Annotated in this window: 25 protein-coding genes and 2 pseudogenes; 14 read left to right on the top strand and 13 right to left on the bottom strand. The window is 37.8% G+C overall.

Annotation, left to right across the window (positions count from 1 at the left end; all coding sequences use genetic code 11):
* Positions 1-17: 17 nt before the first annotated feature.
* Together yhfH (AC25Y1_RS10855) and yhfH (AC25Y1_RS10860) are read left to right on the top strand one after the other, a co-directional pair.
* Positions 18-143, top strand: a complete 126-nt coding sequence (gene yhfH / locus AC25Y1_RS10855; protein ID WP_488148003.1) for a protein YhfH — start codon at positions 18-20, stop codon at positions 141-143.
* Positions 144-194: 51 nt separating this feature from the next.
* Positions 195-320 carry a protein YhfH gene (yhfH, locus tag AC25Y1_RS10860; RefSeq protein ID WP_488148004.1) on the top strand — a complete coding sequence of 42 codons (126 nt, stop codon included), beginning with the start codon at positions 195-197 and terminating at the stop codon, positions 318-320.
* A 12-nt stretch (positions 321-332) separates the two neighbouring features.
* Here the strand turns inward: yhfH (AC25Y1_RS10860) and AC25Y1_RS10865 are convergent, their stop codons facing one another.
* The 4 genes from AC25Y1_RS10865 to hemE form a co-directional block, all read right to left on the bottom strand.
* Positions 333-1,106, bottom strand: coding sequence for a glycerophosphodiester phosphodiesterase family protein (locus AC25Y1_RS10865; RefSeq protein WP_488148005.1), 774 nt, complete (start codon positions 1,104-1,106; stop codon positions 333-335).
* Between the two features lie 165 nt (positions 1,107-1,271).
* Positions 1,272-2,687 carry a protoporphyrinogen oxidase gene (hemY, locus tag AC25Y1_RS10870; RefSeq protein ID WP_488148088.1) on the bottom strand — a complete coding sequence of 472 codons (1,416 nt, stop codon included), beginning with the start codon at positions 2,685-2,687 and terminating at the stop codon, positions 1,272-1,274.
* Between the two features lie 23 nt (positions 2,688-2,710).
* A complete protein-coding gene (gene hemH / locus AC25Y1_RS10875) occupies positions 2,711-3,646 on the bottom strand; it encodes a ferrochelatase (RefSeq protein ID WP_488148006.1) in 936 nt (311 codons plus the stop codon).
* A gap of 30 nt (positions 3,647-3,676) precedes the next feature.
* Entirely contained in the window at positions 3,677-4,717 is a 1,041-nt protein-coding gene (hemE, locus tag AC25Y1_RS10880) for a uroporphyrinogen decarboxylase (protein ID WP_488148007.1), read from the bottom strand.
* 199 nt (positions 4,718-4,916) lie between these two features.
* Here hemE and AC25Y1_RS10885 point away from each other — a divergent pair, with 199 nt between their 5' ends.
* Together AC25Y1_RS10885 and AC25Y1_RS10890 are read left to right on the top strand one after the other, a co-directional pair.
* The gene (locus AC25Y1_RS10885) at positions 4,917-5,444 is read left to right on the top strand and encodes an antibiotic biosynthesis monooxygenase family protein (RefSeq protein ID WP_488148008.1); all 528 of its coding nucleotides are present in this window, start codon (positions 4,917-4,919) and stop codon (positions 5,442-5,444) included.
* Between the two features lie 94 nt (positions 5,445-5,538).
* Positions 5,539-6,705 carry a M20 metallopeptidase family protein gene (locus AC25Y1_RS10890; RefSeq protein ID WP_488148009.1) on the top strand — a complete coding sequence of 389 codons (1,167 nt, stop codon included), beginning with the start codon at positions 5,539-5,541 and terminating at the stop codon, positions 6,703-6,705.
* A 569-nt stretch (positions 6,706-7,274) separates the two neighbouring features.
* Here the strand turns inward: AC25Y1_RS10890 and AC25Y1_RS10895 are convergent.
* On the bottom strand, positions 7,275-8,009 hold the full coding sequence (locus AC25Y1_RS10895) for an SDR family NAD(P)-dependent oxidoreductase (protein WP_488148010.1): 735 nt from the start codon (positions 8,007-8,009) through the stop codon (positions 7,275-7,277).
* Positions 8,010-8,297: 288 nt separating this feature from the next.
* Here AC25Y1_RS10895 and AC25Y1_RS10900 point away from each other — a divergent pair, with 288 nt between their 5' ends.
* Complete coding sequence (locus AC25Y1_RS10900; protein ID WP_488148011.1) at positions 8,298-9,197, top strand: LysR family transcriptional regulator; 900 nt, start codon at positions 8,298-8,300, stop codon at positions 9,195-9,197.
* Between the two features lie 569 nt (positions 9,198-9,766).
* Here the strand turns inward: AC25Y1_RS10900 and AC25Y1_RS10905 are convergent.
* Positions 9,767-9,931, bottom strand: coding sequence for a hypothetical protein (locus AC25Y1_RS10905; protein ID WP_488148012.1), 165 nt, complete (start codon positions 9,929-9,931; stop codon positions 9,767-9,769).
* On the opposite strand from AC25Y1_RS10905, the pseudogene AC25Y1_RS10910 reads away from it, so the two are divergent.
* A pseudogene (locus AC25Y1_RS10910) lies at positions 9,861-10,364 on the top strand (M20 metallopeptidase family protein); the annotation flags it as partial. The gene AC25Y1_RS10905 and the pseudogene AC25Y1_RS10910 sit on opposite strands and share 71 nt — an antisense overlap.
* Positions 10,365-10,678: 314 nt before the next feature.
* Complete coding sequence (locus AC25Y1_RS10915) at positions 10,679-11,179, top strand: competence protein ComK (protein WP_488148013.1); 501 nt, start codon at positions 10,679-10,681, stop codon at positions 11,177-11,179.
* Here the strand turns inward: AC25Y1_RS10915 and AC25Y1_RS10920 are convergent.
* The 4 genes from AC25Y1_RS10920 to AC25Y1_RS10935 all read right to left on the bottom strand — a co-directional run bounded on the left by AC25Y1_RS10920 (position 11,171) and on the right by AC25Y1_RS10935 (position 14,182).
* Positions 11,171-11,536, bottom strand: a complete 366-nt coding sequence (locus AC25Y1_RS10920) for a YhjD family protein (RefSeq protein WP_488148014.1) — start codon at positions 11,534-11,536, stop codon at positions 11,171-11,173. The two genes, AC25Y1_RS10915 and AC25Y1_RS10920, sit on opposite strands and share 9 nt — an antisense overlap.
* Positions 11,537-11,669: 133 nt before the next feature.
* Positions 11,670-12,242 (bottom strand): nuclear transport factor 2 family protein, encoded by a 573-nt coding sequence (locus AC25Y1_RS10925; RefSeq protein WP_488148015.1) that lies wholly within the window; start codon positions 12,240-12,242, stop codon positions 11,670-11,672.
* A gap of 68 nt (positions 12,243-12,310) precedes the next feature.
* On the bottom strand, positions 12,311-12,991 hold the full coding sequence (locus tag AC25Y1_RS10930) for a response regulator (protein WP_488148016.1): 681 nt from the start codon (positions 12,989-12,991) through the stop codon (positions 12,311-12,313).
* 21 nt (positions 12,992-13,012) lie between these two features.
* Positions 13,013-14,182, bottom strand: coding sequence for a sensor histidine kinase (locus AC25Y1_RS10935; protein ID WP_488148017.1), 1,170 nt, complete (start codon positions 14,180-14,182; stop codon positions 13,013-13,015).
* A gap of 143 nt (positions 14,183-14,325) precedes the next feature.
* Between AC25Y1_RS10935 and AC25Y1_RS10940 the strand changes: the two genes are divergently transcribed.
* Complete coding sequence (locus AC25Y1_RS10940) at positions 14,326-14,958, top strand: YigZ family protein (RefSeq protein ID WP_488148018.1); 633 nt, start codon at positions 14,326-14,328, stop codon at positions 14,956-14,958.
* Positions 14,959-15,114: 156 nt separating this feature from the next.
* Positions 15,115-16,179 (top strand): LCP family protein, encoded by a 1,065-nt coding sequence (locus tag AC25Y1_RS10945; RefSeq protein WP_488148019.1) that lies wholly within the window; start codon positions 15,115-15,117, stop codon positions 16,177-16,179.
* Positions 16,180-16,291: 112 nt separating this feature from the next.
* Here the strand turns inward: AC25Y1_RS10945 and AC25Y1_RS10950 are convergent, their stop codons facing one another.
* A complete protein-coding gene (locus tag AC25Y1_RS10950; protein ID WP_488148020.1) occupies positions 16,292-17,335 on the bottom strand; it encodes a glycosyltransferase family 4 protein in 1,044 nt (347 codons plus the stop codon).
* Positions 17,336-17,524: 189 nt separating this feature from the next.
* Between AC25Y1_RS10950 and AC25Y1_RS10955 the strand changes: the two genes are divergently transcribed.
* Positions 17,525-17,899 carry a hypothetical protein gene (locus AC25Y1_RS10955; protein WP_488148021.1) on the top strand — a complete coding sequence of 125 codons (375 nt, stop codon included), beginning with the start codon at positions 17,525-17,527 and terminating at the stop codon, positions 17,897-17,899.
* A 56-nt stretch (positions 17,900-17,955) separates the two neighbouring features.
* Here the strand turns inward: AC25Y1_RS10955 and AC25Y1_RS10960 are convergent, their stop codons facing one another.
* A complete protein-coding gene (locus tag AC25Y1_RS10960) occupies positions 17,956-18,657 on the bottom strand; it encodes a glucosamine-6-phosphate deaminase (protein WP_488148022.1) in 702 nt (233 codons plus the stop codon).
* 327 nt (positions 18,658-18,984) lie between these two features.
* Between AC25Y1_RS10960 and AC25Y1_RS10965 the strand changes: the two genes are divergently transcribed.
* The 3 genes from AC25Y1_RS10965 to AC25Y1_RS10975 are packed head-to-tail and all read left to right on the top strand — an operon-like array spanning position 18,985 to position 21,302.
* Entirely contained in the window at positions 18,985-19,125 is a 141-nt protein-coding gene (locus tag AC25Y1_RS10965) for a cytochrome c oxidase subunit 2A (RefSeq protein ID WP_488148023.1), read from the top strand.
* Positions 19,126-19,146: 21 nt separating this feature from the next.
* Positions 19,147-19,650 carry a cytochrome c oxidase subunit II gene (locus AC25Y1_RS10970; protein ID WP_488148024.1) on the top strand — a complete coding sequence of 168 codons (504 nt, stop codon included), beginning with the start codon at positions 19,147-19,149 and terminating at the stop codon, positions 19,648-19,650.
* Between the two features lie 2 nt (positions 19,651-19,652).
* On the top strand, positions 19,653-21,302 hold the full coding sequence (locus AC25Y1_RS10975; protein WP_488148025.1) for a b(o/a)3-type cytochrome-c oxidase subunit 1: 1,650 nt from the start codon (positions 19,653-19,655) through the stop codon (positions 21,300-21,302).
* Positions 21,303-21,363: 61 nt separating this feature from the next.
* Here AC25Y1_RS10975 and AC25Y1_RS10980 read toward each other — a convergent pair whose 3' ends face one another.
* Positions 21,364-22,689, bottom strand: a complete 1,326-nt coding sequence (locus AC25Y1_RS10980) for an NAD-dependent malic enzyme (RefSeq protein WP_488148026.1) — start codon at positions 22,687-22,689, stop codon at positions 21,364-21,366.
* A 248-nt stretch (positions 22,690-22,937) separates the two neighbouring features.
* Between AC25Y1_RS10980 and brnQ the strand changes: the two are divergent.
* Positions 22,938-24,214 (top strand): annotated as a pseudogene (gene brnQ, locus AC25Y1_RS10985) (branched-chain amino acid transport system II carrier protein).
* Positions 24,215-24,265: the final 51 nt, after the last annotated feature.

A 24,265-nucleotide genomic window follows, 5' to 3' on the forward strand; every position in this document is an offset into this window, starting at 1 on the left:
AAGGGAGATGATCATCAATGTTAGTAAGCGTTATCGAGTTCTTCAAAAACCTACCTGCAAAAGTTTGCGTTAACTGTAAGGAAGAATTTACAGAGCAACATGATTGCTACACGAACAAATGCAATAAATGTAACGTAGTATAGAGAACATAGACCACTACCCATCCACTATAATAAGCAAAGGAGATGAACTAGATGATTGAAAACATTATAGAGTTCTTTAAAAACTTACCTCCAAAAAAATGTACGAATTGCGGTGAAGAAATTGTTGAACAACATGAATGCTACGGAAACACATGCGATTCGTGTAACGTTATATAGAGTTAAAAAAAATTAGCAGCTATGGAACTTGTAAAATTCCGATAGCTGCTTTTTTTGATAATTAAAATTCAATATTTTGCAACACATCAGGACGATTGGTAAATATACCATTTGCCCCCATTTCCAACATATCCCGTGCCGCTTCCTCTTCCTGTACATTCGCAGCATAGACGAGTAATTTACTAATTCATCTATTTCTTCCTTTGAGAGTTCAGCAGTCTCCCCTTTCTCGAAGGTAATTAATTTCACTAACGGAATATCTTCATTGAATTCATGCACTCGTTTCAGCATTTTTTCAAAGAATGAATGAACAATGACCTTTGGTTTATTGTTTTTTTCAGCAGAGTTCATCATATCGTATTCTTTCAACAGGTTGACCAGCTTTTCTTCAATCCCATGATTTGTTTCGAATTTTTTTAATTCAATCATGAAATTTATTTGACCCTCAAATTGGTCGAATACTTCCCGCAAGGAGGGTACTTTATAAGCTTCACCTTCTCGATTTCTTTCTTTTCCTTTATGTCCGAAGTTTGCAGATAGCTCCTTTAGTTGGGCAAGTGTATGATTCCCGACATCTCCGCTTCCCTCTGTTGTCTTCGCAACATCCTCATCATACATACCGACTATTTTACCGTCCTTCGTTAAATGTATGTCTAATTCTATGTAGTCTGCATTTTCTTCTGCAAGTTCGTATGATACCAGCGTATTTTCAGGCGCATAAGCTGAGGCTCCTCGATGCGCAACAATATGAAAGTCTTCATCTGGCGTTGCTCTAGTATCAATCATTTCTTGCCCGCATCCCGCCAACAAGAAACTGATAAAAATGGTCCGTTTTTTTTCAATACTACCGTCTCCTTTTTTTCTATATCCCTTTCTTAAGTAAAAGAAACGTCAAAAAAATCCATGCATCGCCTGTAAAAGATACAAGCGGGTGCATGGATGTAAGCACGATTAAAATAACTCTTCGATTAGCTCTTTTACAGCCGCTTTCCCTTGATCGACACAGTCGGGTAGTCCGACGCCATCATAGGAAGCGCCCACTAATTTCACGAGTGGAAATTCGTCCTGTAACTCTCTTCTTGCAGCTTCAATTCGTTCTTTATGACCGACCCGATATTGTGGACGATCTTTTTTCCAACGAGTAATCACTGTGAATTCAGGCTTGGCGTTAATATTGATGATTCTTTTCAAATCTGACAGTACAATTTTTTCAATTTCAGCATCAGGCAAATCCACAATCATTTCATCACCAATTCGACCTACAAATGCTCGTATGAGTACTTTTCCTTTTGGTGTCGACGTTGGCCATTTACGATGTGTCCATGTACAGGCTGTGACAGAAAAATCGCCTGCTCTAGAAATTAGAAAGCCAGTGCCTTCTTCTTCTTGCACAATCGCTTCTTCTGGAAAAGCCATTGCGACTGTTGCAACCGATGTCGTTGGAATTTCTCCCAAATCTTTCAACAAACCATGTGGGGCAAATATATCACTTGCCATTTTATGTCCAGTGGTCATGATTACAGCATCGGCTTCTATTATTTGCCCATCATTCAGATGAAGGAGATTTCCGTTTTCTGTCCGTTTAATCGAATCTACACGAACGCCTTTCAAAACAGAATGAGGCTCCAGTTTTTCTTCAATAGCTTCAACTAGTGTGTCAAGACCATTTCGAAACGTATGAAAGGCCCCTTCCTTTTTCTTAGGTAAGCCATCTTTCGTGAGTGGCGGTTTAGGTGTTGAATTTTTCATCCCGAGAATTAAACTTCTATGCTTTTTCTCAACCTCATAAAACTGTGGATAAGTGGATTTTAAACTCATATGATCGATATCACCCGAGTAAACACCAGATAACAACGGTTCAATCAGGTTCTCAACAACCTCAGCACCGAGTCGTCTACGAAAAAAACTACCGAGTGATTGATCGCCGGATATAGTAGTCCGCGGCATAATAAAATCACCTGCGGCACGAAGTTTTCCTGCTAATGAAAATAACTCTGTCTTTAGAAACGGACCCATTTTTGTCGGAATTCCCATCACAGAACCCTCAGGTATTGGATGTAGTTTTCCATTAACGAAAATATATGCTTGACCCGTTGAATTCTTGACGAGTTGATCTTCAATCCCAAGATCTTCCGCTAAAATCCCTATGCTTTTCTTGCGTATAAGAAACGAATCAGGACCGCGTTCAATAATAAAACCGTCACGTCGCACCGTTTGAATTTTTCCTCCAAGACGATTCGACGCTTCAATGAGGAGTACATCGAGTGCAAGTCCTTTTTCCCGCGCCTCTTTTTGCATATAATAAGCTGCGGAAAGTCCTGTAATTCCTCCACCGATAATGACGACTTTTTTATGTTTTTCGTTCATGTCCATCATCACGTCTTTCTTTATTATTTCGATTCTTCAAGTTTCCCAAATACCGCATCGACCATTGCGTCGACAAAGAGTGGATCAGTGTTAGGCATAGCTGGGCGATAATAAGATGCGCCAATTTCATCACAAACAACTTTGCATTCATAATCATTGTCATACAAAACTTCTAGATGATCTGATACGAAGCCTACTGGCGTATAAACGAATGTTTTATATCCTTTTTCATTATACAAATCACGTGTGAGGTCTTGAACATCTGGCCCTAACCAAGGCTCAGGTGTCTGTCCTTCACTTTGCCAGCCCACTTCATAATTCTCAATGCCAGCCGCCTTGGCAATTAAATCTGCTGTCTCATTGAGCTGATCGGCATAAGGATCACCGTTTGCAAGAATTTTTTCAGGTAGTGAATGGGCTGAGACGATAAGACATGCTTCACTGCGTTCTTCATCGCTCATACTTTCATATGTTCCACGGACTTTGTCCGCCCAATATTCAATGAACTTCGGCTCTTTGTACCAACTTTCAACAGAAGTGATTTGTATGCCGTATTTTTCAGCTTCTTCTTTCGCTCTACCGTTGTACGATTTAACAGAGAATGTTGAGAAGTGCGGTGCAAGAACGATTGAAGCAGCTTCTGTAATGCCGTCATTATGCATTTGCTCAACTGCTTCTTCGATGAAAGGCGTAATATGTTTGAGTCCGACATATACTTTAAATTCTATTTCCTTTTGGACTTCATTCAAACGATCGCACAGCGCATTTGCTTGGTCTTCCGTAATTCTTGCAAGGGGAGAAATTCCACCGATTGCTTCGTAGCGATTTTGAAGATCTTCTAACTGTTCTGGTGCTGGTGGACGCCCCCGCCGAATATGTGTGTAATACGGTTCGATATCCTCTTCTTTATAAGGCGTTCCGTATGCCATCACCAATAAACCCATTTTCTTTTTCGTCATAGTAATCACCTCTGTTAATTTTTCACTGTCTTATTTACGTAACTCCGTACTATAATCATGCACAAATTTAGTTAACTTTTTCAATGTGGCTGGTTTTACTTCTGGGAATACACCGTGACCAAGGTTAAAGATATGATTACCATGTGCTACGCCTTGTTCTACAATGACTTTCGCACGTTCTTCAATGATGCTCCAATCCGCTAATAGAAGTGAAGGGTCTAAGTTTCCTTGTACCGGCTTCGTCAGACCACGTTCGCCTGCTTCTTTTATCGGTAGACGCCAGTCAAGACCAACAACATCAACTGGAAGGTCATGCCATTCATTTGCAAGGTGGCTGGCACCAACGCCGAATGTAATGATTGGAACATTTAGTTTACGTAGTTCTGTAAAAATACGTGTCATAACAGGTTTAATGAAGATTCTATAGTCCGAAACATTTAATGCGCCAACCCACGAATCAAATATCTGGACTGCTTTAGCACCCGCATTTACTTGTGCAGTTATATACGTAATCGTCATATCCGCAAGCTTGTCCATTAACGCAAACCATGCTTCAGATTCTGACACCATGAATGACTTCGTCAGATTGTATGTTTTTGATGGACCACCTTCGATCATATAGCTCGCAAGTGTAAACGGTGCGCCTGCGAAACCGATGAGTGGAACATTCAATTGGTCTTTAGTCAAAACTTTAATCGTTTCTAACACAAAAGGTATATCATCTTCTGGTGAAATTTCACCTAGATTATAAACGTCTTGTACCGAGCGAATAGGGTTACTAATAACCGGTCCTACGCCTGGCTTAATTTTCACATCAATACCTATTGCTGGTAGCGGTGTGACAATATCTTTATATAAAATAGCCCCGTCCACATTGTATTGGTCGACTGGTAGCTTTGTAACATACGCACAAATTTCAGGATTTTGTGTAATTTGCTCTAAAGAGTGAGTCTCTTTGATTTTCAAATACTCGGGCTGTGATCGTCCGGCCTGTCTCATAAACCATACTGGTGTATGTTCAATCTTCTCACCGCGTGCTGCTCGCAAAAGTGTGTCGTTAAATTTAGTCATAAACTCGATTCCCACTTTCAAATAATATTTTCGTCTTAACCTAACTCCTTTAAATACTAGAGCTTTCTGTGCACTTTGTATAGTTGAATGCCCCCATCGTCATACAATCGTCTTTAATTTTCGCCACATAATTGTCATTCTTTGTTTTATTTCTGTAGATAAGGGAAAATATAAAGTAATAAGGGGAGGCGATTTTAGAATGAACATTTATTTAACTTCAGGAACGATGGATTTTATGGAAACGGTTAGAACACGATATCCAATGGAGGATATGATTGTTATGCACGGAGCAGGTAATACTGTCCTTCTACATGAATCAGAAGAAAAAAGTGTTTTTCAAACACCGAGACGATATGAAGTGATTAACACCTTAGGCACGCTAACAGACACTGGTTTTTTTGCTTTCAATCATATTCCTATTACAGAAGAAGGTCGACCGACTTTTGAACATCGGTTTCAAACCCGTCTACAAGATATCAGCGGGGAACCTGGATTTGTCGCTCACCGTTTACTTCGACCATTAAATTCAGAAACGTATATCGTCTTAACACAATGGACGAGTAAAGTATTTTTAAACCTTTGGCTCGAGTCCCCTACTTATAAAAAGCTACATGAAAGTATCGAACACGAAGCTGGATTGGATAAGATGCAACACATCTTTTTAAGTGCACCTTATGTGACAACTTATAAAACAACTACTGAGGAAGATAAAGAGGAAAAATCCTAACTTAACTGTTAGGATTTTTCTTTTTATTGAAGCAACTACCCATCATTGATACAATTAACTTTCAAACTACTTTGTACTCGAGAGGAGAATACTTATGAAAGTAAAGTTATTTGAAAAACTAACAAATTCATATGAAGATATGGTCGTTATACGCCGATATTTACATATGAATCCAGAGTTATCTTTTAAAGAAGAAAAAACAGCTCAATATATTGTAGATTTCTATGCGGATCTCGGCGTTGATGTGCGTTCTGGCGTCGGCGGTAATGGTGTAGTGGCTCGCGTAAAAGGCGGAAGACCAGGAAAAACGGTTGCGCTTCGTGCAGATTTTGATGCATTGCCAATTCAAGATGAGAAAGAGGTTCCCTATAAATCTACTGTTCCTGGGGTTATGCATGCTTGTGGACATGATGGTCATACAGCAACGCTTCTACAACTCGCCAAAGCCATTTACGAGATGAGGGAAGATCTTGCAGGTGAATATGTCTTTATTCACCAACATGCCGAGGAATTTGCGCCAGGCGGTGCCAAGCCAATGATTGAAGACGGTTGTCTCGATGGTGTGGATGTTATTTTTGGAACGCATCTTTGGTCACTGACTGACGCTGGTACGATTGAATATTTAACTGGTCCAACGATGGCAGCAGCTGATAAATTTGACATTACAATTCTAGGGGCAGGTGGGCACGGGGCTGCACCCCATCAAACAAAAGATGCCATTGCAATTGGTGCACAGCTCGTCACTAACTTACAACAAATCGTTTCACGTCGCGTGAATCCAACTGAATCAGCCGTTTTATCTGTCGGTTCATTTATCGCTGACAATGCGTTCAACGTTATTGCGGATTCTGCAGTGATTGGCGGTACCGTTCGAACTTTTAATCCAGAAATTCGTAATCTTATGGAACGTGAAATGAAACGCGTCATTGATGGAATTGCACTTGCCAATGATTGTGAAATCGAGTTTGTTTATAGTCGCGGCTACCCAGCACTCATAAACCATAAAGATGAAACTGAGTTTTTACAATCAGTAGCTGAACAAATTCCAGGCATTGAAAAAGTTGTAGAAACGAAACCGCAGATGGGCGGCGAAGATTTTGCTTACTACCTTGAAAAAGTTCCGGGTACATTTTTCTTCACTGGTGCAAAACCTGAAAATCCATTTCCACATCATCATCCAAAATTCGATTTCGATGAAAACGCGATGTTAAATGCGGCAAAAGTACTTGGTGCGGCGGCATTGGATTATCAGGTTAAATGATTAAATTAAAATTAAATAGGTCTATAGATTAATTTTCAGGGTTTATGCACACCGTCAAATAACATTTACTCTTGCCTTATTCCATTTATCTATTAGATCCAAAAGTTCAAAACCCCTTACTACCATAGATCAGTAAGGGGTTCTTGTTATTAACGACATTGGAATAACTAGCAACCGGAAAAAATAGACATTAGACCCTGTGCAGATCTATCCTGCATAGTGATAATATTTTTTCCCATATGCTCTTTTTTCGGATAAAAGTTGCACCATATCAATGTTTTGGTTCGGATACTGTATATCGACACCATTTAGTTTAAGTACATCTCTTCACAGGTTCATAAATAGTTATAATATGACATAACTCGCACATTTTTTGATTATACATCGAACTCTTGTCACATTAAAAGTAAAGAGGAGGTTACTAAGAACCCCCTACAAACTATAAAAATCTATCTGTTCCTAAAAAGGCAGCCAATTATAAATATCTCTTGCTAAAATTACTAAAGTCTACTTTAAACTACTATAAAATTAGATAGAAATAGAAGAACTTGTTGTCCTATCAAATTATATTAAGAAATCGAAATTGAATATGCACCGTCGACCGGAAGAATAGTTCCTGTTACAAATGATGCCGCAGGTGAAGAGAAGAACGCAACTACCTGTCCAATTTCAATAGGTTCTCCAAATCGTTTCATTGGTGTACGTTTTATAATATTTTCTTGTAAATCACTAGGAAGTGCTTCCATAAGTGGTGTTCTGACCCAACCTGGTGCAACAGCATTAACACGAATATTATCTTTTGCGTATGCGTCTGCTAATGATTTAGTGATTTGGTCTACTGCACCTTTACTTGCACTATAGGCAACTCCTAATTCAGAACCAAAAATCGCCATCATTGATGAAACGTTAACAATGCTTGCTATCTCAGATTTTGCTAAGAGTGGTTGTGCTAATGAGCTTATAAGGAATACAGAGTCCGCATTAATATCCATCGTTTTTTTGTAAACTTTATAGTCAAACTGGTTCGGCAGGTTCACGCCGGCACCGTTAAATAAAATATCAAGCTGATCTAATCCAGCAAAGAACCTTTTCACGTCTTCTTCGTCTGTTACATCGAATTCGACAGATTCTACATCTAGTCCCTCTGGAATATCTAGGGAATCCGCCTTTAAACCTAATGCATATACTTTAGCTCCCAGGTCTGCTAAGTAAAATGCAGTTGCTGCACCTAAACCTGAAGTTCCACCAGTTACCACCGCAACACGATTTTTGAAAAGATCTTTTTGGAATGTATTATTTGTCATTTGTTTATTCCCCCTTGAAATTAGTTTCTTCTAATTGAACTTAATTATTTGATTTTCTTTGTGACCTAGTCCCAAAATAACTCGTTTGTACTGCAAACCCTCTAATCAAATTATATTAAAATCTTACACCCTTATAACTTTTACAACATGCCAAACAGTAGCCTCCATTTCACTCCACCCAATTAGTTTTCTTACAATTATAATTATAAAGCATTTCACGAAATTGTAATAATTGTTCTTTTTTGTTACGTTATAGGTAGTTCCTATAACATAACGGAGGATATACTTATGAATACAGTAAAATTAGAATATATTATTGAAGTAGCAAAACTAAAATCTATAAATAAAGCTGCCAAAAGTTTAAACGTTACGCAACCTACAGTTAGCCAAGCAATTAATCAAATTGAGAAGGAGATTGGATATCCTCTATTTATTCGAACAAAATCAGGTACATATCCAAGTGAAAAAGGAAAGATGATTATAGAAAAGGCTCTTGAAGTTATTGAAAAAACTGAAGAGTTGAAGGATTTGTTTGAACATGCGAAACTAACCGAAGAGTTGCGTTTAGCATCCATTCCAGGTGTTATGCCATTGTTAATAAAAACGGTTACTAATTACCAAAAGAATAATCCTAATGTTGAACTTTTTTTAACGGAAATTACTAGCGAAGAAATAATTAAAAAAATAATGGCAAGAGAACTAGATGCAGGATTAATTGTACGTTCCGCACTTTTTAAAGATGAATTTAATGATTTAATTTTCGAACCTATTATGGAAGGAAAAATGGTTGCAGTTGTGAGTCACCATTCTTCCTATGCTAAAGAAAAATCCATTACTGTAGAGCAATTAAAAAGGGAAAGTTTTATCTTATATAAGGATGATCATGTAAAGTATTTTGAAAATGAGTTTACTCAAGAGCATGGGAATATTAATGTTCTATTTCGGACAAATAATACTGAAGCTATATTTTTAGCTATTTTGGAACAAAATGCTATTAGTGTTGCCTATGATTATTCCCTTAAGTTTAATCCTTATTTTTTGTCGGGAAGAATCGTTCCATTAGAAATCAAGGGATTTGAACTGTTATCTGCACAAATTGGTTGGGTCCGTAATAAGCATGTCCTATTAAGTTCACAAGTAAAACAATTTATCAACAGATATCAAATAACTCAAACGTTAGATTTATAAAATTATTGATAAGAAAGTCGATTATTTCGTGTAAAATGTTACTATCCTATTGTATAGAAGTAGAAGACCTGATTCGTTGAATAAATGATTCTCCAAAAAATGATGGAAAGCCATCTCAAACGAGTAAATTGTTATATCAAATAGACCATTTTCAATCTTCAACCAAACCTTTCAATCTGCACCTATACCTATTCCACGACCTTCTTTTATTTGCTTGTACATTGGAAATAAGATTCGATTAAAAATTCCTTGTAAACCCGTGTTTTACGATAAATAACATATTATTAGAATATGCAAAGGTACAATAGCCGTTGTACCCTTGCAAAATGGGCTACAATTTACCATACAAATTAAATGCAATTTTCATACAAAACCCTTTTATATCAATAAAAATTGACTACCAAATTAGTATACAATTTGATAGTCAATTTCACTTAAACTTTTAATGTTTGCGATAGATAACGGAACCCGTTAGAAATTTCTATTCTCTGTTTTATTCACTTTATTCTTTATAAAAAGCACAAAGTTACCATAAAATTTAGAGTGCTATATTTTTACACATTATAATTCTATTCTAATCTATTACCAGCGGAACTGAAACCACCATTTACAGGTATTATTTTAGCAGTAATATATCGGGATGCTTCACTTCCAAAGAATACTAAAATCGTATCACGACGTGTGAATCCGACCGAATCAGCGGTTTTATCTGTAGTTTTTTTTGTGGCGGACAATGCATTCAATGTAATTGCCGATTCTGCAAAAATTGGAGGCACGGTTCGAACATTCAATCCAGAAATTCGAGACTTGATGGAACTCGAAATGAAACGTGTTGTTGACGGTACTGCTCTTGCAATTGATTGTAAAATTGAGTTTGTCTATGAACGTGGGTATCCTGCTCTTGTTAACCATAAAGATGAGACTGAGTTTTTGAAATCGGTAGCGGAAAAAATTCCGGGTGTCGAAAATGTCAATGAAACGAAACCCCATATGGGCGGCGAAGATTTTGCTTACTACCTTGAAAAAGTTCCGGGTACATTTTTCTTCACTGGTGCAAAACCTGAAAATCCATTTCCACATCATCATCCAAAATTCGATTTCGATGAAAATGCGATGTTAAATGCGGCAAAAGTACTTGGTGCGGCGGCGCTTGATTACCAACAATAAGTACTACTTCTATCATTTTCAATTTTTCTATCTAAATTGGCAAATAGTAGTCCATTATTCTTTGAATTAAAACCCATTTATATAGTTCGAAATACCTTTAACCCTTTCTATTATGACTAATAGAAGGGGTTTTTTCGTTTTAGATGATTGAATATTAACCCCTTTACAAAGCTATTCTCTGGACGGTAAATAGGTCTATATAATCATTTTTTTCAAAAAAATCAAATTTCTTCAATAAAACTCTTGCAAAATTATAATAATTTTATATATAATATGAATTGTACAACTATTAAATGGAAGAGGAGTGGGACTATTTGAATACAAAAAATCAAAACAGTAAGCCCTATGTAATTTCTTTAAATACATTAGTACTAGAACCAATTTTTACAGAGTATGGAATGCAAACAAAAGTTTTAGAATCCGAGCGAACACTTACTTTTGCTCAATCGCCGCTACATAGCATTAAAAACTCATGTCGGCATTATGGACACTCATTCGAAAATGCAGTGGATGGCTCAAATAAATTTTTAAGAAAACTACAAAAGCCACCCATCGTTATCGCTTTTAATTACGGCAGCCCAATCACATTTTTCCCAACATTATCACCAAGTGCACCTGATAATGTTTGGATCGCTTTGCATGCAGTTTCTAATATCCGGCGGGAAGAAAATGCATGTAAGATCGATTTGACAAATGGCACAACATTATCAGTACGTGTTTCTTCAGCAACAATATATCGTCAAACGTCATTAGGTAATATCTTAGAAAAAGAACATATTAGAAAATACAAAAACTTTAACGGCTTTCTAAACTGAAGTTCCAGTCATAGCCAAGTAAACAGAAATCAGTTCTTCCGTTCTATTGCGCAAGCGAACATTTAAATATCGGCGGCGTTCTTCATAGCCGCCGTATAAAAAGAGATACTCGGTGAAGGTGTCATCCATTTTACCGCGAATCACTTTCATATTATTTCGCCTTAAATAAATCGAGGTTTCTTTTAGTTCCTTTCGCGCAATAGTGAGCGCTTCTTCAACGATTTTGACATAAGGTCTTTTTAGTTTGAACGAGCCTTTATCAAATTCTTGTCGGTCCCGTTCTAACACAATCAGAATCATCGGCAAGTAAATCATATTTTCGAAGTACGGCAAAGCCTGTTCCGGAATTAGCGCCATACTATACCTCCTCTTCTACAAAACGAACGCTTGTTCCTTTATTTTCAGTATATGCTTTCTACACCAAAATATCAACTTTAAAAAGCAGAAAAAAACTCCTTGCCCATAAGAGCAAGAAGTCATTTTATCAGTTTTATTGTTTTTCATCGCCGATATAGTGAATCGATGTTACTTTCCAATCACCATCGTCATTTGTAAAAACCGTTACTTGTCGACCCAATTGATCGATTTTCAGACCTGTCGAGATTTGCTGAATCTTTGTTGTCAGTGTGGCAAATACTTGAGCTTCTTGCTCATCGTATTTAACGATTGTCAGATCATCAGCCTCGCGGTTCAAATCATACTCACTGAATTGTTCTTCCATATAAATACGTTCTTCTTCTAAATCAAACACATCTGAGTGCTTTGAAAGAGTATTCATATACTTATCGATATCTTTTTCATTAAATGCATCGATGTAAACCGAAAACGCTTCTAAAATTCGCTCTTTTTCGGCGGCCGGTACCTCTGCCGCTTCTTCGATCATCCCGCCAGACATATTAAATCCAACTTGCTTATCATCTACACCGTGATCGAGCGCGCCGTTTTCATTCATCGCTTCCCCATCATCTACTGAGCCATGCTGCGACGTGCTTTCTTTATCTGCACTACAAGCCCCAAGCACTAACAATAGACCTAACCCCATTGCCAAGTAAATCTTTTTCATGACTTTTTCCTCCTGCATATAGAAAAGGACCATTCCAAAAATCGGATGGCCCTTTTCATTTTAAATCATTACTTTACCTCGACCCAACCATTTTTAATCGCAGAAACAACTGCTTGTGTTCTATCATTGACAGCCATTTTCTGTAAAATGCTTGATACATGATTTTTAACGGTCTTTTCAGATATAAATAATGTCTCGCCAATTGTCCGGTTACTTTGTCCATCCGTTAACAATTGTAACACTTCACATTCACGCTTTGTCAACAAATGATACGGACGTCGAATATCATTTTGTTGGAACGCCCCTTTATGTTCACGTTCACTTAATCTGCGGAATTCTGTCACGAGATTATGTGTGACTTTCGGGTGCAGATATGAACCACCTAACGAAACAACTTTAATCGCTTCTACAATCGCATCTGCGTCCATTTCTTTCAACATATAGCCAAGTGCACCTGTTTTGAGTGCATGTGTAACATATGAACCATCATCATGAATAGATAAAATAATAACTTTTGCATCTGGATAGCTCTTCAGAAGCGATTCTGTAGCCTCTACCCCACTAACGCGAGGCATATTAATATCCATTAAAATTACATCTGGACTATGTTTTTCATAAAGGTCAAGAACTTCACTTCCGTCACTGCCTTCAGCAACCACTTCAAATGTGTCTTCAAAGTCTAAAATTCTTTTTACCCCTTCACGAAATAGTTGATGATCATCTACAATTACAATTTTTATTGTCGCCATTAGCATTTCCTCCCAATAATTCTAATTCTCCATTATCGTCTCAATCACATTGCTTTTTAGTGGGATACTAAACATTACTTTAGTCCATTTTCCCGGTGTTGAAGTAATTTTCATTTCGCCTTTCAGTAAATCGACACGTTCTCGCATTCCGATTAAACCGAAAGATTTATCTCGTACTTCTTTTAAATCGAAGCCTTTTCCATTATCCTTCACTTCTATGTTTAGTATATCGCGAAGCCACTCAATTTTCACCCAAACATCCTTGGAATTTCCATGTTTTATTGCATTTGTAACTGATTCTTGCACCAATCTAAAAACTGATATCTCAATATTTGTTGGGAGACGTATCGGTTGGCCAATACTTACAAAATGAATTTCAGCTGCTCTTTCAAAATTTTCCGAACTTGATAGGTATTTCTTCAAAGTAGGAACTAAGCCTAAATCATCAAGTGCCATCGGACGAAGGTTGTAGATAATCCGCCTAACTTCGGAAAGCGCATCGCGTACCGTTTCTTTTAATTCATTTAGTTCTTTAAAAGCTAGGTCCGCACCTTGTTCCGTGAAGACTTTTTCTATTAAACCTGAGCGCATTAAGACGTTAGCTAGCATTTGAGCGGGTCCATCATGAATATCTCGAGATAGTCTTTTGCGCTCTTCTTCTTGCGCTTCGATTATGCTGATCGCAAAGTTCTGCTTGAGCCTAGCATCTTGAAGTGCCTCTCCAACATTTTTCAAATCAGATGTCAGATAGTTCACAACTGCTGAAACCCGGTGCACAAGTTGATCAGCTCTATCCATTGTTTCTAGTAGTTCACTCATTCGTTTTTCAAGTTCGAAACGTCGTTGATGCATCTGCTTTTCTTCCATCTCATTGACCGATAACTCGAGAAGCAATTTATTTGCAGTTTCATAAGCACTACTAATTTCTTGCTCTGAATAACTCGCAAAGTTCTTTGAAACCTCTGCAAGCCGCTTTCGTGAACGACGACTTTCCCCCTCTAATTGAGTGTTTTCTATTAGCAAACGGGCAATCGCATTTTCCACCGCTTCTAGCTCTGCTTTCATTTCATCAAAGCTTTTACGACTTCGTTCACTTATAATGAATATATCGTTCTTGGAATGATCCATCGCACGTAGCATACTAGAAAAAATATTGTCCAACGCCTTAATATCGACTCTTTGGTCTGCCATTATGTTCCCCCTTGCCTAGAAAACAAACATTTGACTTTATGTAGTGTACCAATGGGCTTTCAATTTCTTGCCCACTTCACTTATTATATCATTATACAACGAAATGAATATTAAGTTTGTATTACAGATATGGAGGTTTTGAAATGCGAGCAAATTATCGTACAGTAAGAGGATATGGTGAAAGTGAATACATTATTCAAAGATCAAGATTCCTAACATATGTCATGCGCGTCGAAACTGAAGAAGAGGCTTTAGACTTCATAACGAAGATTAAAAAAATGCATCATAGCGCAACACATAACTGTTCAGCTTATATGATCGGCGAGCATGATGATATACAAAAAGCGAATGATGATGGTGAACCATCAGGCACTGCAGGTGTTCCGATTTTAGAAGTATTAAAGAAGCAACAACTAAAAGATACAGTAATCGTTGTCACCCGATACTTTGGTGGAATCAAGCTTGGCGGAGGTGGTCTCATTCGTGCATATGGTCGAGCAGCTACTGAAGGAATCGCTGCAGCTGGCTTAGTAGTATGCAAACTTCATCATTTAATGAAGGTAAGCGTCGATTATACTTGGTTAGGAAAGGTAGAAAACGAAGCAAGGCAATCAAGCTATATCCTTGATGACATTACATATGCGGAAGATGTTGATTTATTTTTATACGCGCCTGTAGAAGATGAACAGGTATTTACAGAATGGATGACCGAAATGACGAATGGTCAGGCGAAAATTTCTATTCAATCGAATAAATTCCTAGAATTTAATATTTGATAAATTGTAACTGTGCTAAAAAAAGAGTATAATAATATGAAATGCACTTTTGTAGATATGAAACTTTTTTTAGAAGTAAACGTCTGATTGTTGGAGACAACTAATCGTCTTTTATAATAATAGTTACCATCACATATTAAGTTCGGAGGACCCTTGATGAATAGAAAGAAGTATAGACAAGAAAAAAAGCATAGCAGTCGGAAAAGACTTGCTCTTAAAATATCGATTTTCTCTGTGTTAACAATCGTTTTAGTCGGCGCTGCTTATGCAGTCCTATTACAAAAAAAAGCCTCAGATGCAGCTGACCGCGCTTATGAAGCGCTTGATGAACGAGTGAAGTCTGATCTTCGCGATGAAGTTGTCAAACCATTGACCGACAATGTCTCAGTTCTTTTCATCGGTGTCGATGAAAGTGAAAATCGTAGCCAAGGTGACAGCAATAGCCGCTCAGATGCCCTACTTGTGGCCACACTTAACAACAAAGATAAGTCGGTAAAACTTCTAAGTATCCCACGAGATTCATACGTATACATTCCTGATCGAGAGCGTAAAGACAAAATAAATCACGCACACGCTTTTGGTGGTGTACCAGGCACAATTGAAACAGTTGAAGGCATGCTCGATATCCCGATTGATTATTATGTAAAGATGAATTTCAATGCCTTTATTGAAGTCGTTGACGCACTAGGCGGTATTGAAGCTGAAGTCCCATATCAGCTAACGGAATTAGACGAGAACGATAAACGAACAATCAATTTAGAACCCGGTTTACAAGAACTCAACGGAAAAGAAGCGCTCGCGCTGGCACGAACTCGTAAACTAGATAGTGATATTGAACGCGGTAAGCGACAACAAATGATTTTAAAGTCGATTATGAGTCAAGCGACATCCATATCATCGGTAACTAAGTACGGTAGCGTCATTGATGCAGTTGGTGACAATATGAAAACCAATATGACCTTTAGTGAAATGAAATCATTCCTAGCCTATGCTAAAGGCGGTATGCCAGATGTTGAAACACTCAACATTAGCGGAACTGACGATAGATCGACGGGTATTTGGTACTGGTTACCTGATGAAGAAAATCTTCAGGAAATAAAACTTGAACTACAACAACATTTAGAGGTTTTACCGGGTTCATCACTAGTCAATGATGACTCAGAAGTAGACCGCATGAACGCTATTAAAGAAGCAGCAGATGATGCAACCCTTCCAAGATAATAAACATAATGAAATAGCAAGAACAAAGCCCGATAGCGCTAGTCACTATCGGGCTTTGTTCTGCTCTATTTTCTTCCATTAAAAAACGACCAGACAGTATGTCTAATCGTTTTTACTTCCCTATCATTCTAACAAGATTCAATAGTGGTCTATAATTCTTACCGGCTAGTCCGACGACTTCAACAAATAACTCAATTGCGATGAGCATAATGAAAACCAGTAGAAGTGCGCCCCATTGCGTAGCTTGCGAAAAAAGAATTGCGCTAACACCAAACAATGCAGCAAGTGCATAAATAATTAATACCGACTGTCTATGTGAAAATCCTGCATTCAAGAGGCTGTGATGTAAATGTGATTTATCAGGTGCTGAAATCGGTTGTTTCATCCGGATACGCCGCACAATTGTAAAAAATGTATCAGAAATCGGAACACCGAGTATTAGAACTGGAATAACTAAGGAGATAAATGTTACATTCTTAAATCCTAATAATGCAAGGACGGAAATCATAAACCCAAGAAACAATGCCCCTGTATCTCCCATAAAAATCTTTGCAGGATAAAAGTTGTAAATTAAAAAACCTAAGGAACTAGCTGCTAAAATTGTTGTAGTTGCTACAACAAACATATCACCCATTAGCATCGCCATAACAGAAAGCGAAATGAGAGCGATTGATGATACACCTGCTGCTAAACCATCTAAACCATCAAGTAAATTAATCGCATTCGTAATACCAACAATCCAAAGTATTGTAACTGGTATACTCAAAAAGCCAAATTCTATAATACCACCAAATGGTAAATTAATAAATTCTATTTGTAAACCGCCCCATGTTACGACAACAATTGCAGCTGCCAATTGACCAGCAACTTTTGCTTTTGCGGTAATTTCAAGCATGTCATCAAGAAAACCTGTTATCACAATGATAAGTGCTCCTATGAAAATTCCAATAGCATGCTCATCCGAAGGCGTTAGTAGTAAATAGCCTATTAAAAAACCGCCTATGATCGCTAGACCACCAATACGAGGCATAATGGACACATGAACTTTCCGATAGTTCGGACGATCTACAGCCCCAATACGGAATGCTAATTTTCTTACAAGCGGAGTCAATATAATCGAAGTGAGAAACGCAACAACGATTGCAAGGATTAACATGTCCTACCTCCTAAAAATAATCTAGTCTTAAAATCTTTACTATTATAACACAGTTAGGTATATAAAGCATTCCGTCCCTACTCATTTAACGAATGAATCTACCTAGTAACAGTAAATGGATAAACAGTTTAACTCCTATCTATCCGGGTATGTATAATCAACAGCCAAAAAAGAAGGAGGAATAAGATCATGCCGAATAATGACCATATGTCTGATGAGGTGATAAAAATCTTTCACAATTCAAAGGGCTCCGTCAAAAAAAACCTTGAAAAATGGGTTAACCATACAGATGAGATCAAAGAAGATAAAGTAAACCTCAATTGGGATTCAAATGCAGATTCACAGCACAACCATGCAGTTGGTGAATATGAACCCTTACAAGAAAGAAATACACTTAGCAGTGAGAATAGCGAATCAAAACGTAAAGAGTCTCCCCCATCCAAAAGCGAAATCGATGGTCAAATAGAAGAAGATAACCGCAGTATGCTTGAGAACGAGATGCGTCAAGATAAAATTGAAGATATGCGATCAGAATATAGAGGTCACATTGGCGATAAACGCTAAACAATCTTAAAAATCCCACCTTGTCTATAGGACGAGGTGGGATTTTTTTGGTTCCATTAAATGTCCAAATCTGTAATGATCGTAACGTCTTTATGATCCACAAGCTTGGTAATTGGCCATTCTGTTGTTACACGACCTTCTTTCAACTTCTCTAGTGCTGCACGTTTTCTTTCGCCAAACGCTAGTAAGACAATTTTCTTCGCACGGAAGATGGAGCTAATTCCTAAAGATAATGCAGTATCAGGAATCTTTTCATCGTTCGCAAATAGTTTACTATTCACATTCAATGTGGATTCCGTTAATTTGGCAATATGTGTCACCGAATCAAATGAAGTACCTGGTTCGTTAAAAGCAATATGACCATTTTCACCAACACCTAAAAGTTGGAGATCAATACCGTATTTTTCAAGTAAGTTTTCATATCTCGTACATTCTTCTTCTAAATCTTCTGCTAACCCATTTAATAAAAACGTTTCTTTAAATTGTTTTTTATCGAATAAATGTTCATGCATAAAGTATGCATAACTATTTGGATTCTCCGCTGAAATTCCTACGTACTCATCTAAATTGAACGTAATCACATCTGAAAAATCTAGGTCCGAGTTCACCCATTTATCATAAACAGGAATCATTGTGTTTCCAGTCGCAAGACTGATTGTATGGAGCTTGTTATTTTCAAGCTCCTCTTTGATGATTTGAAATGTCGTAACTGATCCTTGTTCAGGATTATCCACTTTAACAAATTTCACGTTTTCCATCATTACATCCGACCTTCACTTATTTTTTTTGTTGTACTAATTGTATTTTTTTTATAAGCCCTCTGTCAACTGAAAAAATATTTACTGATTTAAAATATCTAAAATTTTTACCTGTGTTCACTTAAAAAACAACCGTCATCATCAGAACAAGTTAACATTACCCAACAAATGAGCTTATGGCAAATTTATGAAGGATACGTGAACGAAATGTGAATGATTCGTACTTATCAACATTCCTAGGGAAATCCCTAATTCCTCTTTAAAATAGTCTGCTTATGATAGAGGTAGGCGCCAACGAAATCAAGCACAATGAAAGGAAGTGTTGATATGAAAAACAAACAGCCAAAACAACAAGAGAATAACGAATCATCCATTCATTTTAAAGGAACTTTTATTGCAGTCATGTTACTCGGTGTATTCTTGGTTGCATCTTGGTTTGGCATTTACGCACTCTTTTTATCTAGATAACGAAAGACAGGGGGATATAAAATGAATTTGCATAAATATGAAAAGATATGGTTGATTTTTGGAATCGGCTCACTTGCTGTGTTTTTAATCATCATTGGTTTTGCAGCATTTTGGAAAGGGACGCATCCACAGAGTCATATTGAAACGATAGATCCGCAAAATGTTGACGCGCATGAAGCTTTTAAACCTGAAAACCTTGGGTTACATGAAGTCGAAGAAGGTAAATACACCGTAAACATTGTTGCATCCGCTTTCAATTATGACTTAGGGAAAGATAACGAAGGAAATCGCGTAGATAGCCTTCGAATTCCTAAAGGCGCTACTGTTCTGTTTCAAATAACAACAATAGATGTCGTACATGGTTTTCAAGTCGCAGGTACAAATATCAATATGATGGTCGAACCCGGTCATATAAGCCGATACGAAACCGTAATGAAAAACACTGGTGAATTTACAATCGTCTGCAACGAATATTGCGGTATCGGTCATCACTTAATGTATGGGAAAGTTGAGGTGTACGAATAATCATGAAACAACTAAAATTTTCTAAAAAAGAATCTAGATTATATATGGCGTTTATGTATGTTACTTTCATTTCACTTTTAGTCGGTGGATTGATGGGATTACTTCAGACTTTTGTTCGATCAGGAAAACTTACACTACCATTCGGCATCGACTATTATACAATTTTAACGGTTCACGGCGTCATTCTTGCACTTGTTATGACGACATTTTTCATAATAGGATTCCAATTTTCACTCATGGGTAAAACAGTTGGCATGTCTGATAAACAACGAAAAATGGCTTGGTGGTCATTTTGGATTATGCTTACGGGTACAATAATGGCCGCAACAATGGTTTTAACCGGGCAAGCATCTGTACTATATACATTCTATGCACCACTACGTGCCCATCCTATTTTTTATATCGGACTCGCGCTCGTTATTGTCGGCAGTTGGGTCGCCGCAATTGTAAATTTCCGTCAATTATATCTCTGGAAAAAAGCGAATAAAGGACAAAAGTCTCCACTTCTCGCTTATATGGTAACGATTAATATGATTATGTGGGTAATTGCCTCACTTGGTGTTGCCGTTTCTGTCCTAGTACTTTTCATACCTTGGTCACTTGGCTATACTGCAACCATTAATGTGCTACTGAGTCGTACATTGTTCTGGTATTTCGGGCACCCACTCGTCTATTTCTGGTTATTACCTGCTTATATGGCATGGTATGCAATTGTTCCGAAAATAATTGGCGGGAAAATATTCAGCGATTCACTTGCTAGGTTATCATTTGTTTTACTATTAATGTTTTCGATACCAGTCGGTTTCCATCACCAGTTGACAGAGCCAGGTATTGATGCGACTTGGAAATTCATTCAAGTTGTTTTAACATTTATGGTCGTCATTCCGACTTTAATGACAGCTTTCTCGATTTTTGCAACATTTGAAGCAACAGGACGTAAAAAAGGATTTACAAGTCTTTTTGGCTGGTTTAGAAAACTGCCATGGAAAGATGTTCGCTTCTTGGCACCTTTCATCGGGATGGTTGCTTTCATTCCTGGTGGAGCAGGTGGAATTATTAACGCATCTCACCAAATGAATGCATTAATCCACAACACGATTTGGGTTACTGGACATTTCCACTTAACAGCAGGAATGACATCTGTTCTTACATTCTTTGGAATAACGTATTGGCTTGTCCCTCATTTAACAGGACGCCGATTGACACCAAGACTAAATAAATTAGGTATCATTCAGTCCCTCATCTGGACTGTCGGTATGGTCATCATGTCGACTTCTATGCATATCCAGGGGTTATTAGGTGGGCCGCGTCGCTCCAATTTCTCTGAATATGCAGGCGGAGCACAAGTAGAAACATGGATTAGTTATCAAATGGCACAAGCTATTGGTGGATCGATACTCTTCATCGCTATCATCTTAATGGTGTATATTTTCATCCAATTAACATTCTTTGCACCGCGCGGCGTTGAAGAATACCCGATTGCTGAGGAAGAAGAAGATGCAGAGCCAACACCAAAACTATTGGAAAACTGGGTTTTATGGATCGCGATTACAATTGCTTTAATCCTTTTCGCTTATACAATTCCGGTGATTGAAATAATAAAACACTCACCACCTGGTTCACCACCATTTGATTGGCTGATTGGAAGGTAGAAATCAAAAAGACTGATGAAATCGCAATGATTTCCTCAGTCTTTTTTCTAATTTAACCTACTTATTTATCCATTTTATGTTCTAATGCTACACGTTCAACAGCAGCTGCGACATTCTCATGGACTGATGGGTCTAGCGGGTGTGGAACAAGGTCTCCGGGTTTAGTACTGTCTACAATGGCATGTGCGGCAGCCAGAAGCATTGGATACGTAATTGCTTTCGCATTGGCATTTAATGCACCTCGGAATATGCCTGGAAAACCTAGAACATTATTAACAAGTCTGCCGTCTGCTGCAAATGCAGCTCCTGCTTCTAAAGCAACATCAGGTTTAATCTCTGCATTAGGATTTGATAATGCTAAAATAATTTGTCCTTTTCGAACCATTTCCGGTTTTATCAAATCAGCAACGCCTGTTGTTGCAACGATAATATCACAAGTAGCCATTAGTTCATCAAGTGAATCTAAAACAGTCCCACCATGTGCTTTAAGACGTTCTAATGCAACTTCGTTTCGGTCAATTCCACGCATTTCTTTTACGCCATATTCCATTAGCATCCGACTAATTGCTAAACCAGCAGCTCCAAGTCCAATTTGCCCTACAATAGAGTCTGATAACTTAACATCTGATTGCCTACAAGCGGAAATAATTGAAGCAAGTGTGACGACAGCTGTACCGTGCTGATCATCGTGCATGACAGGAATCGGAAGTTCTTTTTTGAGTCTCTCTTCAATTTCAAAGCAATGTGGTGATCCAATATCTTCAAGTAGAATTCCACCGAAACCTTGATAAATATTCTTAATTGTATTGACCACTTCATCTGGGTCGCTCGTTCCTAGTAATATCGGAACACCGCTGATTCCAGCAAATTGATCTAATAGGACGGATTTCCCTTCCATAACAGGCATTCCTGCAACTGGTCCAATATCTCCAAGACCTAATATTGCGGTACCGTCAGTGACGATTGCAACCGTGTTTGAAATACCGGTAAAATAATTAGCTTGCTCAGGATCTTCTTTAATTACTTCACAAACGTTTGCAACCCCAGGCGTATAAACCCGACGTAAATCTCCAAGTGAACGAATTTCCATTCGACTCTTCGTGTGAATTTTACCGCCTTCATGTGCTTGGAGTACGTCATCTGTTACAGCCTGTACAGTAATTCCGTTTCCAATATCATTCACTGCTTTGACAATCGTATGTAAATGTTCTTCATCTCTACAATGAATCGCAACATCGCGAATCGTTGATAATGTACCGAGTTTTATTGTTTGGATATCCCCTATATCACCTTCTAACGCTCCGATTGCCATCGCTACTTTAGCAAAGTTACCAGGTGAAGATGGGGTTTCAATAATTAAGTTACGCATAAATTCACTTTGTTCCATTTTTTCAACCTCCAAATAATTGAGTACTGTTCCCATATTACACACTATTAGATCTTTCGTAAATTGAATTGTACAAGTAAACCTTGTATATTTAACGATTAAGTGGAATAATTCGGAGTAATAGCATGCTTAGTTTTTCCACTATTCTTATATTGAATTTTACTATAAATAGTAGGAAACATTAAATATTAACACGATTTCAAGGAGTGTTTACTTTGACATTACGCAAAAACTTCCTCATCGGATTGATGTTATTTGCATTATTTCTTGGTGCAGGAAATATTATCTTCCCGCCGACGCTCGGACAAATGGCAGGCGAAAATCTTTTCATCGCAATGACTGGCTTTCTAATTACTGGTGTCGGTCTTCCCCTTGTAGCTGTATTAGCAATTGCAAATGCAGGAGGACGTTCAGGGTTACAAACGATAGCGGGAAGAGTTCACCCCGTTTTCGGAATCGTTTTCACGATAATTATCTATATGGCGATAGGTCCCTTTTTTGGAATTCCGCGGACTGCTACTGTGTCTTATGAGATTGGGATTGTTCCTTTTCTTTCTAACATATAGCATTATCAACTTGGCCACTTGCCTTGTTCACGATTTTTTTCTTCCTTATTACAGTTTTTATGGCCTTAAACCCTACTAAACTAGTCGATAGAATTGGGAAAATATTAACGCCTGGATTATTTATCGTAATTGGTGCATTGGCGATTAAAAGTATCGTAACACCGATTGGATCGATTGGACAGGCGCAGGGAGATTATGCGACACACCCTTTTTTCAGGAGCTTTATTGAAGGCTATTTAACCATGGATGTAATTGCTGCACTCGTTTTCGGAATTGTCGTCGTCAACGCACTTAAAGATGAAGGCGTAACTAAAAAAGCACCTATTATGAGAGCTATGACGATTGCTGGTTTTATCGCCGCTATAGGGTTAACTTTCGTATATGTTTCCTTAAGTTTTATCGGCGCAACTAGTGTTGATGTAATTGGTATACAAAATAATGGTGGCGCAATTATGTCACTGGCATCCACAGTTTTATACGGATCAGCAGGGACCACAATTCTAGCAGTCACCATTATTTTCGCTTGTTTAACAACTTCTATCGGACTCGTTGCCGCGTGCGCTCAGTTTTTTAATGAAATCTTCCCACGACTTTCATATAAAACTTATGTATGGATCTTTGCCGGATTTAGTGCAGTTGTTGGGAACGTTGGTTTAACTCAACTTTTAGCCATTTCACTACCTGCACTTATGATGATTTATCCACTTGCAATTGTACTTATGCTGATGTCCTTCATTGACAAAGCATTTGACCGAAAACCCATTGTTTATATACTCGCACTTTTTGCAACAGCAATTGTCAGTATTTTCGACGGACTTCGTGTAGCAGGAATTGATGTAGAACCAGTGACATCAATACTTCAACACCTTCCGCTCTATGAACAACAAATCGGTTGGCTAGTTCCAGCAATAGTAGGGGCATTTGTCGGAATTATTATTAGTTTCTTTCAAAAGAAGTGAAATAGATGATATAATAATAAATGAATGAACATTCATTTATTGGAGGGGTAT

The sequence above is a fragment of the Sporosarcina sp. Y1009 genome, from assembly GCF_057669865.1.

Coding starts and splice junctions, on each gene's coding strand:
- AC25Y1_RS10950 (WP_488148020.1), bottom strand. CDS start 17,335: ATGTTAATCCTTGCAATCGTTGTTGCGTTTCTCACTTCGATTATATTG.
- AC25Y1_RS10970 (WP_488148024.1), top strand. CDS start 19,147: ATGAATTTGCATAAATATGAAAAGATATGGTTGATTTTTGGAATCGGC.
- yhfH (WP_488148004.1), top strand. CDS start 195: ATGATTGAAAACATTATAGAGTTCTTTAAAAACTTACCTCCAAAAAAA.
- AC25Y1_RS10965 (WP_488148023.1), top strand. CDS start 18,985: ATGAAAAACAAACAGCCAAAACAACAAGAGAATAACGAATCATCCATT.
- hemE (WP_488148007.1), bottom strand. CDS start 4,717: ATGACTAAATTTAACGACACACTTTTGCGAGCAGCACGCGGTGAGAAG.
- AC25Y1_RS10955 (WP_488148021.1), top strand. CDS start 17,525: ATGCCGAATAATGACCATATGTCTGATGAGGTGATAAAAATCTTTCAC.
- hemH (WP_488148006.1), bottom strand. CDS start 3,646: ATGACGAAAAAGAAAATGGGTTTATTGGTGATGGCATACGGAACGCCT.
- AC25Y1_RS10975 (WP_488148025.1), top strand. CDS start 19,653: ATGAAACAACTAAAATTTTCTAAAAAAGAATCTAGATTATATATGGCG.
- AC25Y1_RS10925 (WP_488148015.1), bottom strand. CDS start 12,242: ATGAAAAAGATTTACTTGGCAATGGGGTTAGGTCTATTGTTAGTGCTT.
- AC25Y1_RS10940 (WP_488148018.1), top strand. CDS start 14,326: ATGCGAGCAAATTATCGTACAGTAAGAGGATATGGTGAAAGTGAATAC.
- AC25Y1_RS10945 (WP_488148019.1), top strand. CDS start 15,115: ATGAATAGAAAGAAGTATAGACAAGAAAAAAAGCATAGCAGTCGGAAA.
- AC25Y1_RS10930 (WP_488148016.1), bottom strand. CDS start 12,991: ATGGCGACAATAAAAATTGTAATTGTAGATGATCATCAACTATTTCGT.
- hemY (WP_488148088.1), bottom strand. CDS start 2,687: ATGAACGAAAAACATAAAAAAGTCGTCATTATCGGTGGAGGAATTACA.
- AC25Y1_RS10920 (WP_488148014.1), bottom strand. CDS start 11,536: ATGGCGCTAATTCCGGAACAGGCTTTGCCGTACTTCGAAAATATGATT.
- AC25Y1_RS10980 (WP_488148026.1), bottom strand. CDS start 22,689: ATGGAACAAAGTGAATTTATGCGTAACTTAATTATTGAAACCCCATCT.
- AC25Y1_RS10890 (WP_488148009.1), top strand. CDS start 5,539: ATGAAAGTAAAGTTATTTGAAAAACTAACAAATTCATATGAAGATATG.
- AC25Y1_RS10935 (WP_488148017.1), bottom strand. CDS start 14,182: ATGGCAGACCAAAGAGTCGATATTAAGGCGTTGGACAATATTTTTTCT.
- AC25Y1_RS10865 (WP_488148005.1), bottom strand. CDS start 1,106: ATGATTGATACTAGAGCAACGCCAGATGAAGACTTTCATATTGTTGCG.
- yhfH (WP_488148003.1), top strand. CDS start 18: ATGTTAGTAAGCGTTATCGAGTTCTTCAAAAACCTACCTGCAAAAGTT.
- AC25Y1_RS10885 (WP_488148008.1), top strand. CDS start 4,917: ATGAACATTTATTTAACTTCAGGAACGATGGATTTTATGGAAACGGTT.
- AC25Y1_RS10960 (WP_488148022.1), bottom strand. CDS start 18,657: ATGGAAAACGTGAAATTTGTTAAAGTGGATAATCCTGAACAAGGATCA.
- AC25Y1_RS10895 (WP_488148010.1), bottom strand. CDS start 8,009: ATGACAAATAATACATTCCAAAAAGATCTTTTCAAAAATCGTGTTGCG.
- AC25Y1_RS10900 (WP_488148011.1), top strand. CDS start 8,298: ATGAATACAGTAAAATTAGAATATATTATTGAAGTAGCAAAACTAAAA.